We start from the raw sequence: 14,826 nt of genomic DNA, 5'->3' as shown, positions 1-14,826 counted from the left end.
ACTGACAGTTCACTCAATAACGCGCTAACGGTTATGTCTCACGCTTACGATACCTTTGAAACGCTTCGCCAGCAGAATGCGGTCCTGCGGGAAACGGTCGCGCTCAATTCCGGCATTCAGCTGGCGGCGTGGTACAACAAGCACGATACGATAACGGTTAAAAGCAATCATCATACCCTTAGTCTGTACGTCGCCGACGGTTACGAGAGCTATCAAAAGACGCCGGGCGGCTGGAAGAACGGCGGGGGACCGGACCGTTTCTGTCTGATGCCGAAAGAGAGCGAATCGACGTGGGACATCCGCGATGACCTGTCGTTTGTCCATCTCTACTGCACCGATGAACACCTGCGTGATGTGGGCGAAAAAATCTGGGACAAGCGGCCCCTGTCGCTGACTCTGGATGAGCGCATTTTTGGCAGCGACCCGAAGATCACCGCGCTGTACCGCCAGTTTCTGCTCGGCTGCGACTGGCAGCAGCAGGCCAACCAGCTCACCCTGAGCACGGCCTCTACGCTGCTGTTGACCCACCTGCTGCAAAACTACGCCAACGTTCAGTGGAAGCTCCCGGTCGTTACCGGCGGGCTATCGCCGTTTGTTCTGCGCAACGTGCTGGCATTTATTGAAGAAAACCTCGGACAGCCCCTGACGCTGGCCGATCTGGCGGCGCAGGCCGCACTCAGCGAATACCATTTTGCCCGCATGTTCCGCCAGTCGACGGGGCTGGCGCCGCATCAGTACGTTATGCAACGGCGCATGGAAAAAGCGAAAAACCTGGTGCAGCATACCTCGACGCCGCTGACGGATATCGCGCTGGCCTGCGGGTTTAACTCCGCCAGCCACTTCAGTAACCGTTTTCGCAGCGTCATGGGCATCACGCCGTCACAGCTGCGCGCGGCGAGCGCGTGAAAACAGGGCATAGCTTAAGCCGCCCAGCACCAGCCCCCAGAATGCCGAGCCGATGCCCAGGATCGTGACGCCGCTTGCGGTCATCAGAAACGTGACGATAGCCGCGTCGCGCTCCGCTTCATGATTCAGCGCCTGATATAAACTCCCGCTGATGGTACCCAGCAGCGCCAGACCGGCCAGCGTCTGGATCCAGCTGAGCGGCAGCGCAGCCATTATCCCGGTGATGGATCCGCCGAACACTCCCGCCAGCAGATAAAACCCGCCGGCCGCGATGGCCGCCAGCCAGCGTTTACCGGCATCGGGGTGGGCATCCGGGCTTTGACAGATAGCGGCGGTAATGGCGGCTATGCAGATGGAAAAGACGCCGAAGGGGGACAGCAGCAGCGCCAGCCCGCCCGTAAAAATAATGAGCGGTGAGACCGCCAGCGGATAGCCGGACGCTTTCATGGTCGCGAAACCGGGCGCATTTTGCGAGGCCATGGTTACCAGGAAGAAGGGCAAGCCGATGCTCACCAGGCTGGTGAAGGTGAACGTGGGCGCAATAAACTCAGGTGTGACGAAGGAAATGGTGATTTTATCGGTGACAACGTCACCTCCCGCCCACGCCACGATCCCGCCCACCAGCAGCGTAACGACGATCGCATAGCGCGGTGCCAGCGCTTTCGCCAGCAGCCACGCGGCAATCATGCTGCCGCACAGCAGAAAGTGCCTGTACAGATGGGCAAACGCATGCAGCCCAAACTGCAGGAGTACGCCTGCCAGCATGGCCGCAGCCAGTGAGTGTGGGATCAGCTTCATCAGACGGGCGAAAAGCCCGGTCATGCCGCAGAGTAAAATGAGCGCGTTGGCGAAGATAAACACGCCGATTGTCTCGGCCAGCGTTAAGCCGTGCAGGCTGGTGGCGAGCAGCGCCGCGCCGGGCGTAGACCAGGCGGTCAGCACCGGAGCTTTATACCACCAGGAGAGCGCCAGCGTGCTGACGCCCATCCCAACCCCCAGCGCGGTCATCCAGCCCGCAATCTGCTGCGCGCTGGCGCCTGCCGCCGCGGCGGCCTGCCAGATGATAGCTGCTGAACTGGCGTAACCGACCAGAACGGCGACAAATCCAGCCAGTACGACTAGAACGAGATGAGAGGTAGGGCGCATAGAAACTCCGCTGTGCGTTATAACGTCCGCGATAAGGTAACACTGTGCGCTATAGCGTACAAGTGGTATGCTCAGGGCCATCAGGAGGGAGCATGGACATTACACAACATCTTGCAGCAACGCTGAAAACGCTGCGCCAGGCGCGCGGCTGGAGTTTGTCGAAGCTGGCGGACGAAACGGGCGTGTCGAAAGCGATGCTCGGGCAAATCGAGCGCAATGAGTCCAGCCCGACGGTGTCGACGCTGTGGAAAATTGCCACCGGGCTGAACGTCCCGTTTTCCGCTTTCATTACGCCTGAGGCGGACAGGCCGGCTGTGTTTGATTCACAGCAGCAGGCGATGGTGGTCAAACCGCTCTTTCCCTGGGATGAGACGCTCCGGTTCGATCATTTCTCCATCACGCTGGCACCGGGTGCCCTGAGCGAGTCCACGCCGCATGAGGCAGGCGTGATTGAACATGTGGTGGTCATCAGCGGCGAGCTGGAGATGAACATCAACGACGAGTGGCAGACGGTGCATGCCGATTCTGGCGTCCGTTTTGCCGGCGATAAACCGCACGCCTACCGCAACAGCAGCGACAGGCCGGTGCATTTTCACTCTCTGATCCATTATCCCCGCTGAGGCTACGCAAAACTGTTTCGCTGGCGCATACTTCTGACTACAATAGCCGCCATTTTGACCATAACGGATAACGACGAAGTATGCGCCTGCAATCCCATCATCTTGAACTTTTAAGCCCGGCCCGCGACGCCGCCATTGCCCGTGAAGCGATACTTCATGGCGCTGACGCCGTCTACATCGGCGGCCCTGGCTTCGGTGCCCGCCATAACGCCAGCAACAGCCTGCGCGATATTGCCGATCTGGTGCCGTTCGCCCACCGTTTCGGGGCGAAAGTGTTCGTGACCCTGAACACCATTCTTCATGATGATGAGCTGGAGCCCGCGCAGCGTCTGATTACCGATCTCTACCAGACCGGCGTCGATGCCCTGATTGTTCAGGATATGGGCGTGCTTGAGCTGGATATTCCGCCTATCGAACTGCATGCCAGCACCCAGTGTGATATCCGCACGGTTGAGAAGGCGAAGTTTCTCTCCGACGTGGGCTTTTCGCAGATCGTTCTGGCCCGCGAGCTGAACCTCAATCAGATCCGCGATATTCACCAGTCAACCGACGCGACGATCGAATTCTTTATCCACGGCGCGCTGTGCGTGGCCTATTCCGGCCAGTGCAACATTTCCCACGCCCAGACGGGCCGCAGCGCCAATCGCGGCGACTGCTCGCAGGCCTGCCGTCTGCCGTATACCCTGAAAGACGACCAGGGCCGCGTGGTGGCGTTCGAAAAACACCTGCTTTCCATGAAGGATAACGATCAGACCGCCAACCTGGGCGCGCTGATCGACGCGGGCGTGCGTTCCTTTAAGATTGAAGGGCGCTACAAAGATATGAGCTACGTGAAGAACATCACCGCGCACTATCGCCAGATGCTGGACGCCATCATCGAAGATCGCGGTGACCTGGCGCGCGCCTCGGCCGGTCGTACCGAACATTTCTTTATTCCGTCAACGGACAAAACCTTCCACCGCGGCAGCACGGACTATTTCGTGAACGCCCGCAAAGGGGATATCGGCGCGTTTGACTCACCGAAGTTTATCGGTTTACCGGTCGGTGAAGTGTTGAAAGTGGCGAAAGATTACCTGGACGTTGAAGTGACCGAGCCGCTGGCGAACGGCGACGGCCTTAACGTAATGATTAAGCGTGAAGTGGTGGGCTTCCGCGCCAACACGGTCGAAAAAACCGGCGAGAACCGCTACCGCGTCTGGCCGAATGAAATGCCTGCCGATCTCTACAAGGCAAGGCCGAACGCGCCGCTCAACCGTAACCTGGATCATAACTGGCAGCAGGCGTTGCTGAAAACCTCCAGCGAGCGTCGCATCGCGGTGGACATTGAGCTGGGCGGCTGGGAAGAGCAGCTGATCCTGACCATGACCTGCGAAGACGGCATCAGCGTAACGCATACGCTTGATGGTCTGTTCGAGGTGGCAAACAACGCGGATAAAGCGCTTAACAGCCTGAAGGACGGCGTAGCGAAGCTGGGCCAGACGATTTACTACGCGCGCGCCATCGAGGTTAATCTGCCGGACGCGCTGTTCGTGCCGAACAGCCTGCTGAACCAGTTCCGCCGCGAAACGGCAGAGATGCTGGATGCCGCACGCCTGGCGCAGTATCCGCGCGGCAGCCGTAAGGCCGAATCCGTTCCTGCGCCTGTGTATCCGGACACCCATTTATCGTTCCTGGCCAACGTTTACAACCATAAAGCGCGTGAATTTTATCATCGCCACGGCGTGCAGCTTATCGACGCGGCCTATGAAGCGCACGAAGAGAAGGGCGATGTGCCGGTGATGATCACCAAGCACTGCCTGCGCTTTGCTTTTAACCTGTGCCCGAAACAGGCGAAAGGGAATATTAAAAGCTGGAAGGCCACCCCCATGCAGCTGGTCAACGGTGACGAAGTCCTGACCCTGAAGTTTGACTGCCGTCCTTGTGAAATGCATGTTATCGGCAAAATGAAAAACCACATTTTCAAAATGCCACCGCCGGGCAGCATCGTTGCGTCCGTGAGCCCGGACGATCTGATGAAAACCCTTCCGAAACGCAAGGGCAGTTAATTACCTTACGTGCGTGTCCGGTTTGCGCGATTTCTGCCACAGGTGGTGTTCGCGCAAACCCTCCGCTGACTCTTCCGCTGCACTGCGTAACTCGTCACTGTCGGCCTCATGCCGCAGCTGATGTTCCACATTCTTTACCCAAACATATTCATGCCCTTTGTGCCCGGCCATCAGCTGGCCGGAAAACAGCGCACAAATAAGCATGACGAGAGATAACCCTTTTTTCACCATGGTTTCACCGCTGAATAACATTGCGGGAATAAGCATGCCGATTATTTCTTCTCGTTATTATTCAATAATTCAAAGTACGGCAAAGAAAGTGTCAAATACTGTAGGATCGGAATTCTTCTTAAGAAATATCCTAAATACGAATTACGCGTTGTAAACTACCTGTTCTGGTACGGAAACAGACATTTACTTTAAGGATAATCCTATATAATAGAGGTTCTCTGGCTAAGGAATGAGTCTAAATAAATGAAAAAAATAATCGCACTTGCGCTCCTCGTGGCTGCCGTTGGGGCTACCGCAGGATTTCGCTATATCGGTAATGACGAACCAGAATATATTCAGTCCGCTGAAATTCGCGTTGGTTCCTATTTAACCAGCGACTATGGACGCGTAGCCTGCACTAGTAAAAGAGTAAATGAACAGCGCTGGGAATTAGACTGCACCCATCCGGCACGGGGAAAAACATTCCAGTTTGCGGTATATCCCTCTGAAAAGGCTCCCTATGGCGTATCGCGATCGTTTTATCTCGAGGCCCTTAACGATGATGCCAGGCAGAGCGCTGAGCAGGGCCTGATGCGCTATTTACAAATCAACACCAGCGCGAGTTAATCAGGCTGTTTAGCTTTCGTTGAGACAGCCAGTGTTAGTTTGTATGAGATCCGCTGCCCGACCATGGAGCGTCGGGGACGTAGAGACCAAAATACAAATCTATCCATGCAAGCATTTACCGCCAGATAATGGCGGTTTTTTTTGCGCTTTTGCCGCTAGCGGGCAGTATCAGAACGTGAAAATTGTTTGCGATACTGAGCCGGGGAAAGCGCGAACTGCTGACGAAAATGATGACGCAGCGTCGACGCCTGACCAAACCCGGTCTGTTCCGCGATGCTGTCGATGCTTAAACGGCTGCTCTCCAGATAATCTTTTGCTCTCAGCAGGCGTTCATTAAGCAGCCAGCGTGCGGGCGTCGTGCCCGTTGCCGCCTCGAAGCGACGAAGAAAGGTGCGCTGGCTCATGCCGACCCGACGCGCCAGCGAGTCGACGCTGTGCGGCTCGACAAGGTGCGTGTGCAGAAAATCAAACAGCTGGCCCAGGCGCTGGCTCTCACGCAGCTGCGCCACCGGGCGGCTCAGCTGCTGCGGCTGTGAACCATCCCGGTGAGGGGGGATCACCAGCCGACGCGCCACGCTGTTGGCGGTTTCCATGCCATAGTCCCGCCGGACGACGTGCAGACAGAGATCGATTCCCGCCGCGCTGCCCGCGGACGTCAGGATATCGCCCTCGTCCTGGTAGAGCACATCCTCAACCACCTCGATGTCAGGGTAGCGGACCTTAAGCGCGTCAATGTAGCGCCAGTGCGTCGTGGCTTTACGTCCGTTCAGCAGCCCCGTAGCGGCCAGCACGAACACGCCCGAACAGATGGACAGCAGCTGACATCCGCGCGCGCTGGCCTGGCGCAGCGCCTCGCAGAGCGCCGGAGGAACCGGTGAGTCCAGCCCCCGCCAGCCGGGAACCACGATCAGGTCCGCCGACGCAAGCAGGCTCAAGTCCCCATCGGTAACGATGCGGATCCCGCCGGTCGCCCGCAGTTCTCCGCTATCCACGCTCGCCACCGCAAAACGATACCAGTTGTCGCCCAGCTCCGGACGCGGCAGGCCAAAAATCTCAACCGCCACGCCAAACTCAAAGGTACATAGCCCGTCATACGCCAGCACCACCACCTGTGGGCGAGTAACCTGTCTTAAGTTTGTCATCTTTTTGCTGTTTTCTGGCATAAGCGAGCGCATTCACGGGCTGAATTTGTGGATAGAGTAGTGTTAACACAAACGCCAAAGATGAGGAAGGATCATGAGCTATGTTACTGAATTTCCGGCTGCCGAGCCGCAGGAAGCCGTTACCCATTTTCTGCGTCGCCTGAGCGTCGAAACCGACTGCGCCGACGTGCATCACGCCATCGCCAATAATGAGCAGGACTTCGTGTTGCTGCACGTGGTGGGGAGCCCGGAACAGTTTGCCCGCCGCCATGTGCCGGGCGCACTGCATATGCCCTGGAGCCAGATGACCGCTGAGCGCATGGCCCAATGGCCGGAAGGTACGCTGTTTGTCGTCTACTGTGCGGGACCACACTGTAACGGCGCGGACAGGGCGGCGCTGAAGCTGGCGCGTCTCGGGCTGCCGGTCAAAATCATGCTCGGCGGCATCACCGGCTGGGAAGATGAACGCTACGCCTTTGCCAGCCAGGCCCACGCTGACGCGCTGTGAAGATGAATTTTTCTCAACACCCGTGAAATTTTCTCGTTTGCCGGAAACGGTAAGGTATGACATCTTTTTTGGACATTTAGACATCCAGAAGTCTAAAGATTCAAATGATGAATTATCACTGCGGGCAATTAATACCGGCAGACTGAGGAGATTTCCATGCAACGACAGCACGCCCCATACCGCGCCGACGTAGTCGGCAGCTTTTTACGCCCGGATGCCATCAAGCAGGCTCGCCTGAAGTTCGCCAGCGGCGAGATTGATGCCGGACAGCTTCGCGCGGTGGAGGACGAGGCTATTCGCCACGTCGTCGAGCAGCAGTGCGCGTGCGGCCTGCATGTGGTGACCGACGGTGAATTTCGCCGTGCCTGGTGGCACTTCGATTTCTTCGACGGTCTTCAGGGCGTTGAGCGTTACGATTCACAGCAGGGGATTCAGTTCAACGGAGTACAAACCAAAGCCCACGGCGTGCGCGTGACCGGCAAGCTGGGCTTTGGCGACCACCCGATGCTGGAAGACTTCCGCTATCTGAAAAGCATCAGCGGCAATGCCCAGCCGAAGATGACCATTCCCAGCCCAAGCGTGCTCCATTTCCGCGGCGGGCGCAAAGACATCGACGCGACGGTGTACCCGGATCTGAACGACTATTTCGACGATCTGGCAACCACCTGGCGCGACGCGATACGCGCATTCTACGACGCAGGCTGCCGTTATCTGCAGTTGGACGACACCGTCTGGGCCTACCTCTGCTCGGACGACCAGCGCCGTCAGATCCGCGAGCGCGGCGACGATGCCGATGAGTTGGCGCAAATCTATGCCCGCGTACTGAACAAGGCCCTGGAAGGAAAGCCGGAGGATCTGACCATCGGGCTGCACGTCTGCCGCGGTAACTTCCGTTCAACCTGGATTTCCGAAGGCGGCTACGAGCCGGTGGCGGAAGTGCTGTTCGGGACGGTCAACGTTGACGCATTCTTCCTGGAATACGATAACGACCGCAGCGGGGATTTCGCGCCGCTGCGCTTCGTTCGCCCGGGCAAGCAGCAGGTGGTGCTGGGCCTGATCACCACGAAAAACGGTGAGCTGGAGAACCCGGAAGGCGTGAAGGCCCGTCTGGAAGAGGCGGCGAAATACGTGGCGAAAGAGCAAATCTGCCTCAGCCCGCAGTGCGGTTTTGCCTCCACCGAAGAGGGCAACAGCCTGAGCGAGTCCCAGCAGTGGGATAAGGTCCGTCTGGTGACGCAGATCGCCAGCGAAGTCTGGTAAAAGCGCTTCCTCAGCGCTGCATTATAAAAGTGCAGCGCTGTGCCATTCTGAGTCGTTCTCTTTACATCCTGCCGTCTGTCTCCTGCAATAGCGCTTCCTCCATTCTGGCATCCTTTTTGCTCCTGCTTCGCTGACACCTTTATTTCCGCGTCCATGCCGTAACGGGCGTTTTCGCACAGCGTTCTTTTTCAGGAGTGAAAATATGCAGCGTCGTACCTTATTAAAAGCCTTTGCGTTATCCGCGTCCGTCGTGGCGATGGGAATGAGTTTTGGCGTGCAGGCGGCCGACACCATCAAAGTGGGGATCATGCACTCTCTGTCCGGCACGATGGCCATCTCCGAAACCCCGCTGAAGGACGTCGCCCTGATGACCATCGACGAGATCAACGCCAAAGGCGGCGTGCTGGGTAAGAAACTGGAGCCGGTGGTGGTGGATCCGGCCTCAAACTGGCCGCTGTTTGCCGAGAAGGCGCGCCATCTGCTGAGCCAGGATAAAGTGGCGGTGGTGTTCGGCTGCTGGACGTCGGTTTCGCGCAAATCCGTACTGCCGGTTTTCGAGGAGCTGAACGGCCTGCTGTTCTATCCGGTGCAGTATGAGGGCGAGGAAATGTCGCCAAACGTCTTCTATACCGGCGCGGCGCCGAACCAGCAGGCTATCCCGGCGGTGGAATACCTGATGAGCGAAGACGGCGGCGGGGCGAAGCGCTTCTTCCTGCTGGGGACCGACTACGTTTACCCGCGCACCACCAATAAGATCCTGCGCGCGTTCCTGCATTCGAAAGGGGTGGAGGATAAGGACATCGAAGAGGTTTACACCCCGTTTGGTCACAGCGACTACCAGACCATCGTCGCCAGCATCAAGAAATTCTCCGCCGGCGGCAAAACCGCCGTGGTGTCGACCATCAACGGCGACTCCAATGTGCCGTTCTACAAAGAGCTGGCTAACCAGGGGCTGAAGGCCACCGACGTGCCGGTGGTGGCGTTCTCTGTCGGCGAAGAAGAGCTGCGCGGAATCGACACCAAACCGCTGGTGGGTAACCTGGCGGCGTGGAACTACTTTGAGTCCGTGGATAATCCAACCAACCAGGCGTTCGTCGCGGATTACAAAGCCTATGCGAAGGCGCACAAGCTGCCGAATGCCGATACCGTGGTGACCAACGACCCGATGGAAGCGACTTACGTGGGGATCCATATGTGGGCACAGGCGGTTGAAAAAGCGGGCACCACCGACGTGGATAAGGTGCGCGCGGCGATGGCCGGTCAGTCATTTAAGGCGCCGTCTGGCTTTACGCTCACCATGGATGCTACCAACCATCATCTGCATAAGCCGGTCATGATCGGTGAAATTGAAGGCAACGGGCAGTTCAACGTGGTCTGGCAGACGGAACAGCCGGTACGCGCCCAGCCGTGGAGTCCATTCATCGCCGGGAATGACAAAAAGCCCGACCAGCCGATGAAAACCGCCAGCAACTAGGCCATTGCCTCAGGGAGAAACGTCATGAACGCCATGCGCATGTTCATCGCTCTTGTATGGCTTTCCGGACTGCTGCCAGGGATGGCGCAGGCATCGGATGCCGATCGTTTTGTTGCCGCCAGCCGCGGCCAGCAGGCGGAGCTCCTCACGCAGTGGGCCGCCGCGCCGGATGCCGCCAGGCTTCCGCTGCTTCAGTCTCTGCAAAAGGAAAACCTGTATACCGACAGCCAAAAGCACGCCTTTGCGAAGCGTAATGGCGAAATGGTTTCGCTCGGTGAGGCCCGCGCGGCAGTAGGGCAAACCAAAGCCGTACGCCTGACAAACCGGCTGCGCGTGCTGGCTGCAACGGCCAATGCCACGCATCAGCTTGTTAGTGACAGTGTCACCGAAAGGCGGGCGGCAGCCCGTCAGCTGCAGCGAGATGCTCAGCCCGACATGCTCGCTTTTCTGGAAAAGCGCGCCGGGGATGAAGCGGACGCTGTGGCGCGTCAGGCGCTGCTGCTGGCGGTGGCAAACCTCCAGCTGGCGAGCCCGCAGCCGGAGGTGCGCCGCAGGGCCGTCGAACTGCTGGGCCAGTCAGACGATCCGGACGTACAGTCCAGACTCACTCCGTTTACCCAGGCGCAGACCGAGCCGGATGCCGGCGTGCGCGCGGCCGCAGAAGAGAGCCTTAGCCAGATTACGCATCGCCTGATGTGGGGCGATCTGCTGGGCCAGGCGTTTATGGGGCTTTCTCTGGGGTCGGTGTTGCTGCTGGCCGCGCTGGGGCTCGCGATCACCTACGGCCTGCTGGGCGTCATTAACATGGCCCACGGCGAGATGCTGATGCTGGGGGCGTACGCTACGTGGATGGTGCAGCAGGCAATGGCCGGGATTGCCCCTCAGTGGCTGGCGCTCTATCCCGTTATCGCCTTGCCGGTAGCGTTCTGCCTGACGGCGGGCATTGGAATGGTGCTGGAGCGCACCGTGATCCGTCACCTGTACGGTCGTCCGCTGGAAACGCTGTTGGCGACATGGGGGATCAGCCTGATGCTCATCCAACTGGTGCGGATGACCTTTGGTGCCCAGAACCTGGAGGTGGCAAACCCGGCATGGCTTTCCGGCGGGGTACAGGTTTTTGCCAACCTGACCCTGCCGTGGAACCGCATTGTGGTGCTGGGCTTCGGGCTGCTGGTGCTGTTCTTCACCTGGCTGATTCTGAATAAAACCCGTCTTGGTCTGAACGTGCGCGCGGTGACGCAAAACCGCAGCATGGCCGCCTGCTGCGGGGTACCGACCGGGCGCGTCGATATGCTGGCGTTTGGGCTGGGCTCAGGGATCGCCGGGTTAGGCGGCGTGGCGTTATCCCAGCTTGGTAACGTCGGGCCGGAGCTTGGTCAGGGGTACATCATCGACTCGTTCCTCGTAGTCGTTCTCGGTGGCGTAGGCCAGCTGGCAGGCAGCGTGGCCGCCGCGTTCGGGCTGGGCATTTTCAATAAAATCCTTGAGCCGCAGATGGGTGCGGTGCTGGGCAAGATCGTGATTCTGGTGGCGATCGTCCTGTTTATCCAGAAGCGTCCTCAGGGGCTGTTTGCGCTGAAAGGGAGGGTGATTGACTGATGAGCCAGCCGCTGACCTTAACGCTGGCGCGTAAAGCGCCGCGCACGACACAGATTGCAGGCAGCCTGCTGGTGGCGTGTCTGCTGATATTACCGTTTTTCGCCTTGCTGCCCGCCACGCATCCGCTGGCGCTGTCGACCTGGATGCTGACGCTCATCGGCAAGATCCTCTGCTATGCCATCGTTGCGGTGGCGCTGGATCTGGTGTGGGGCTACGCCGGCATGCTCTCTCTTGGACACGGCATCTTCTTCGCCCTGGGCGGCTATGCGATGGGCATGTACCTGATGCGCCAGGCGTCAGGCGACGGCCTGCCCGCGTTTATGTCGTTTCTCTCCTGGAGCGAGCTGCCGTGGTTCTGGTGGGGCACCCAGCACTTTGCCTGGGCGCTGGTGCTGATCGTGATGGTGCCGGGTTTGCTGGCGCTGGTGTTTGGCTGGTTTGCCTTCCGCTCGAAGATCAAAGGGGTTTACTTCTCGATTATGACCCAGGCGCTGACCTACGCGGGCATGCTGCTGTTCTTTCGCAACGAAACCGGCTTTGGCGGCAATAACGGCTTTACCGGTTTTACCACGCTGCTTGGGTTTTCGGTGACGGAAACGACCACCCGCATCGCGCTGTTCCTGGCGACGGTGCTGTTGCTGCTTCTGGCGTTGGGCACCGGATTTGCGCTGGCGAAGAGCAAGTTTGGCCGCATCCTGACCGCCGTGCGCGACGCGGAAAACCGCCTGACGTTCTGCGGGTACGATCCGCGCGGGTTCAAGCTGCTGGTATGGACGCTCTCCGCCGTGCTGTGCGGCCTGGCGGGGGCGCTGTACGTTCCGCAGGTGGGCATCATTAACCCCGGTGAAATGTCGCCGACCAACTCGATAGAAGCCGCCATCTGGGTGGCGCTGGGCGGGCGCGGCACCCTGGTGGGGCCGGTGATTGGCGCGGCGCTGGTGAACGGGGCGAAAAGCTTCTTTACCGTTGCCATGCCGGAGTACTGGCAGCTGTTTCTGGGGCTGATTTTTATCGCCGTCACGCTGTTCCTGCCGCGCGGCGTCTACGGTCTGTTGCGTAAGGGAGAGAAATAATGCAGCCAACGGAAGAGTTATTTACCCGCCAGTTGCCCGGCGATCGCTACCGGGACCAGACTGACCCGGTGCTTCAACTTGAGGCCATTAACGTCAGTTTCGACGGCTTCCAGGCGCTGACCGATCTCTCCCTGAATATCGGCGTGGGCGAGTTGCGCTGCGTGATTGGCCCCAACGGGGCGGGTAAAACCACGCTGATGGACGTGATCACCGGCAAAACCCGACCCAAAAGCGGGAGAGCGATTTACGACCAGTCCATCGACCTGACCGGGCTGGAGCCTGCGGCCATTGCTCGCCAGGGGATTGGCCGAAAATTCCAGAAACCCACGGTCTTTGAAGCGCTGACGGTGTGGGAGAACCTTGAGATCGCCATGAAAACCGATAAATCCGTCTGGGCGAGCCTGCGGGCAAAACTCAACGGCGAGCAGCGGGACCGCATTGACGAGATGCTGGTTCTTCTGCGCCTTGGCAGCGAGCGGGACCGTCGCGCCGGGCTGCTTTCGCACGGGCAGAAACAGTTCCTGGAGATCGGCATGCTGCTGGTGCAGGACCCGCACCTGCTGCTGCTGGATGAACCCGCCGCCGGGATGACCGATGCGGAAACGGAATACACCGCCGAGCTGTTCAAAACCCTGGCGGGCAAGCATTCGCTGATGGTGGTGGAGCACGACATGGGCTTTGTTGAAACGATTGCCGACCACGTCACGGTGCTGCATCAGGGGCGCGTGCTGGCGGAAGGCTCGCTTCGCGAGGTGCAGGCCAACGAACAGGTGATTGAGGTCTATCTGGGCCGCTAAGGAGCGATGATGTTACAGGTTAACGAACTGAATCAGTACTACGGCGGCAGCCATATCCTGCGCGGCGTGAGCTTCGAAGCCGCTCCCGGTGAAGTCACCTGTCTGCTGGGGCGCAACGGCGTCGGGAAAACCACGCTGCTGAAGTGCCTGATGGGGCTGATCCCGGCGAAAACCGGGGAGGTCATCTGGCAGGGTAAAACGATCACCCACAGCAGGCCGCACCAGCGGGTGCAGTCCGGCGTGGCGTATGTCCCGCAGGGCCGCGAGATTTTCCCGCGCCTGACCGTGGAAGAGAACCTTTTGCTTGGGCTGTCGCGTTTTTCCGCCCGCGAGGCAAAGCAGGTTCCTGACGAGATCTGGCAGCTGTTCCCGGTTCTCAAAGAGATGAAGCACCGCCGCGGGGGCGATCTCTCCGGCGGGCAGCAGCAACAGCTGGCGATTGGTCGCGCGCTGGCGAGCCGTCCGCAGCTGCTGATTCTGGACGAACCGACGGAAGGCATACAGCCTTCCGTCATCAAAGAGATTGGCCAGGTGATCCGCACCCTGGCAAACAGAGGCGACATGGCAATCCTGCTCGTCGAGCAGTTTTACGACTTTGCCGCCGAGCTGGCCGACAGCTATCTCCTGATGTCCCGCGGCACTATCATTCAGCGCGGGAGGGGCGAAAATATGGAGCAGGAGGGTGTTCGCGGGCTGGTTGCGATCTGAAATGTTATAATATAACATCCTCATTCTTATAAAACGGAATGAGGGTGTTACTTTGGCTGCACATATTGGAAAATTTGCCATGACTCTGGGGGCGCTGCTGGTCAGTGGCCAGCTGTTTGCTCACTCGCACGGCCATCAGATGACCGAAGCGGAACAGAAGGCGGCAAACGGCGTGTTTGAGGATAAAGACGTAAAGGACAGAGCGCTGTCCGACTGGGATGGCACCTGGCAGTCGGTGTATCCGTTCCTGCTGGACGGTTCGCTGGATCCGGTCTTCAAACAGAAAGCGCAGAAGGATAAAAGCAAAACCTTTGACGAGGTGAAAGCGTATTACCGCAAGGGATATGCCACGGACGTGGATGCCATCGGCATTGAAAATAACGTAATGGAATTCCACAGAGGCAAGGCGGTCAGCAGCTGTCAGTATGACTACAGTGGCTACAAAATTCTGACCTACGCATCGGGCAAAAAAGGCGTTCGCTATCTGTTTGAGTGTAAGGATGCCGACAGCAAGGCGCCGAAGTTCGTGCAGTTCAGCGACCACATCATCGGGCCGAAAGCCTCATCGCACTTCCATATTTTTATGGGCAATACCTCCCACGAGGCGCTGCTGAAAGAGATGGACAACTGGCCGACCTATTATCCAAACGAGATGTACAAAGAGCAGGTGGTGGAGGAGATGCTGCACCACTGATGCGTTATTGCCGGGGG

Annotated in this window: 15 protein-coding genes; 12 read left to right on the top strand and 3 right to left on the bottom strand. The window is 58.8% G+C overall.

All coding sequences use genetic code 11. From position 1 onward, the window contains the following. Positions 1–33: 33 nt before the first annotated feature. Positions 34–906 carry a helix-turn-helix transcriptional regulator gene (locus IM299_RS01460; RefSeq protein WP_047365191.1) on the top strand — a complete coding sequence of 291 codons (873 nt, stop codon included), beginning with the start codon at positions 34–36 and terminating at the stop codon, positions 904–906. Here the strand turns inward: IM299_RS01460 and IM299_RS01455 are convergent. After that, entirely contained in the window at positions 880–2,052 is a 1,173-nt protein-coding gene (locus IM299_RS01455) for a benzoate/H(+) symporter BenE family transporter (RefSeq protein ID WP_193356899.1), read from the bottom strand. The genes IM299_RS01460 and IM299_RS01455 overlap by 27 nt on opposite strands. Before the next feature lie 92 nt (positions 2,053–2,144). Here IM299_RS01455 and IM299_RS01450 point away from each other — a divergent pair, with 92 nt between their 5' ends. Both IM299_RS01450 and IM299_RS01445 read left to right on the top strand, forming a co-directional pair. After that, the gene (locus IM299_RS01450; RefSeq protein ID WP_045260498.1) at positions 2,145–2,672 is read left to right on the top strand and encodes a helix-turn-helix domain-containing protein; all 528 of its coding nucleotides are present in this window, start codon (positions 2,145–2,147) and stop codon (positions 2,670–2,672) included. A gap of 80 nt (positions 2,673–2,752) precedes the next feature. After that, entirely contained in the window at positions 2,753–4,717 is a 1,965-nt protein-coding gene (locus IM299_RS01445) for a U32 family peptidase (protein WP_193356898.1), read from the top strand. Here IM299_RS01445 and IM299_RS01440 read toward each other — a convergent pair whose 3' ends face one another. After that, complete coding sequence (locus IM299_RS01440; protein WP_193357054.1) at positions 4,718–4,948, bottom strand: DUF2554 family protein; 231 nt, start codon at positions 4,946–4,948, stop codon at positions 4,718–4,720. A 243-nt stretch (positions 4,949–5,191) separates the two neighbouring features. On the opposite strand from IM299_RS01440, the gene IM299_RS01435 reads away from it, so the two are divergent. After that, the gene (locus tag IM299_RS01435) at positions 5,192–5,554 is read left to right on the top strand and encodes a hypothetical protein (RefSeq protein WP_041910018.1); all 363 of its coding nucleotides are present in this window, start codon (positions 5,192–5,194) and stop codon (positions 5,552–5,554) included. A gap of 155 nt (positions 5,555–5,709) precedes the next feature. On the opposite strand, the gene ftrA is transcribed toward IM299_RS01435, so the two are convergent. Further along, the gene (gene ftrA, locus IM299_RS01430) at positions 5,710–6,717 is read right to left on the bottom strand and encodes a transcriptional regulator FtrA (protein ID WP_193356897.1); all 1,008 of its coding nucleotides are present in this window, start codon (positions 6,715–6,717) and stop codon (positions 5,710–5,712) included. A gap of 73 nt (positions 6,718–6,790) precedes the next feature. Between ftrA and IM299_RS01425 the strand changes: the two genes are divergently transcribed. From IM299_RS01425 to zinT, 8 genes are all read left to right on the top strand, one after another. Further along, the gene (locus IM299_RS01425; RefSeq protein WP_041910013.1) at positions 6,791–7,204 is read left to right on the top strand and encodes a rhodanese-like domain-containing protein; all 414 of its coding nucleotides are present in this window, start codon (positions 6,791–6,793) and stop codon (positions 7,202–7,204) included. Between the two features lie 156 nt (positions 7,205–7,360). Next, on the top strand, positions 7,361–8,464 hold the full coding sequence (locus IM299_RS01420; RefSeq protein WP_041910011.1) for a cobalamin-independent methionine synthase II family protein: 1,104 nt from the start codon (positions 7,361–7,363) through the stop codon (positions 8,462–8,464). Positions 8,465–8,666: 202 nt separating this feature from the next. Beyond that, on the top strand, positions 8,667–9,938 hold the full coding sequence (gene urtA / locus IM299_RS01415) for an urea ABC transporter substrate-binding protein (RefSeq protein WP_193356896.1): 1,272 nt from the start codon (positions 8,667–8,669) through the stop codon (positions 9,936–9,938). Positions 9,939–9,962: 24 nt separating this feature from the next. Beyond that, positions 9,963–11,537, top strand: coding sequence for an urea ABC transporter permease subunit UrtB (urtB, locus tag IM299_RS01410; RefSeq protein ID WP_193356895.1), 1,575 nt, complete (start codon positions 9,963–9,965; stop codon positions 11,535–11,537). Further along, a complete protein-coding gene (gene urtC, locus IM299_RS01405; RefSeq protein WP_045630411.1) occupies positions 11,537–12,610 on the top strand; it encodes an urea ABC transporter permease subunit UrtC in 1,074 nt (357 codons plus the stop codon). The genes urtB and urtC overlap by 1 nt, the downstream gene beginning before the upstream one ends. Continuing rightward, positions 12,610–13,407, top strand: coding sequence for an urea ABC transporter ATP-binding protein UrtD (gene urtD, locus IM299_RS01400; RefSeq protein WP_041910005.1), 798 nt, complete (start codon positions 12,610–12,612; stop codon positions 13,405–13,407). Before urtC ends, urtD begins: the two co-directional genes overlap by 1 nt. A 9-nt stretch (positions 13,408–13,416) precedes the next feature. Continuing rightward, the gene (gene urtE, locus IM299_RS01395; protein WP_028013134.1) at positions 13,417–14,115 is read left to right on the top strand and encodes an urea ABC transporter ATP-binding subunit UrtE; all 699 of its coding nucleotides are present in this window, start codon (positions 13,417–13,419) and stop codon (positions 14,113–14,115) included. A gap of 52 nt (positions 14,116–14,167) precedes the next feature. After that, positions 14,168–14,809: a metal-binding protein ZinT gene (zinT, locus tag IM299_RS01390; RefSeq protein ID WP_041910003.1), complete on the top strand. Its 642-nt coding sequence runs from the start codon at positions 14,168–14,170 to the stop codon at positions 14,807–14,809. Positions 14,810–14,826 lie beyond the last annotated feature (17 nt).

It is taken from the genome of Enterobacter cloacae complex sp. P47BA, from assembly GCF_014930485.1.
Taxonomy (GTDB): Bacteria; Pseudomonadota; Gammaproteobacteria; order Enterobacterales; family Enterobacteriaceae; genus Enterobacter; species Enterobacter bugandensis.
Note: the sequence above shows the minus strand (reverse complement) of the source record. Positions and strands in the feature narration are given on the sequence as shown.

Excerpts from the sequence above, each read along its gene's own strand:
- IM299_RS01460 (WP_047365191.1), top strand. The coding sequence starts at position 34 with ATGTCTCACGCTTACGATACCTTTGAAACGCTTCGCCAGCAGAATGCG.
- IM299_RS01455 (WP_193356899.1), bottom strand. The coding sequence starts at position 2,052 with ATGCGCCCTACCTCTCATCTCGTTCTAGTCGTACTGGCTGGATTTGTC.
- IM299_RS01450 (WP_045260498.1), top strand. The coding sequence starts at position 2,145 with ATGGACATTACACAACATCTTGCAGCAACGCTGAAAACGCTGCGCCAG.
- IM299_RS01445 (WP_193356898.1), top strand. The coding sequence starts at position 2,753 with ATGCGCCTGCAATCCCATCATCTTGAACTTTTAAGCCCGGCCCGCGAC.
- IM299_RS01440 (WP_193357054.1), bottom strand. The coding sequence starts at position 4,948 with ATGGTGAAAAAAGGGTTATCTCTCGTCATGCTTATTTGTGCGCTGTTT.
- IM299_RS01435 (WP_041910018.1), top strand. The coding sequence starts at position 5,192 with ATGAAAAAAATAATCGCACTTGCGCTCCTCGTGGCTGCCGTTGGGGCT.
- ftrA (WP_193356897.1), bottom strand. The coding sequence starts at position 6,717 with ATGCCAGAAAACAGCAAAAAGATGACAAACTTAAGACAGGTTACTCGC.
- IM299_RS01425 (WP_041910013.1), top strand. The coding sequence starts at position 6,791 with ATGAGCTATGTTACTGAATTTCCGGCTGCCGAGCCGCAGGAAGCCGTT.
- IM299_RS01420 (WP_041910011.1), top strand. The coding sequence starts at position 7,361 with ATGCAACGACAGCACGCCCCATACCGCGCCGACGTAGTCGGCAGCTTT.
- urtA (WP_193356896.1), top strand. The coding sequence starts at position 8,667 with ATGCAGCGTCGTACCTTATTAAAAGCCTTTGCGTTATCCGCGTCCGTC.
- urtB (WP_193356895.1), top strand. The coding sequence starts at position 9,963 with ATGAACGCCATGCGCATGTTCATCGCTCTTGTATGGCTTTCCGGACTG.
- urtC (WP_045630411.1), top strand. The coding sequence starts at position 11,537 with ATGAGCCAGCCGCTGACCTTAACGCTGGCGCGTAAAGCGCCGCGCACG.
- urtD (WP_041910005.1), top strand. The coding sequence starts at position 12,610 with ATGCAGCCAACGGAAGAGTTATTTACCCGCCAGTTGCCCGGCGATCGC.
- urtE (WP_028013134.1), top strand. The coding sequence starts at position 13,417 with ATGTTACAGGTTAACGAACTGAATCAGTACTACGGCGGCAGCCATATC.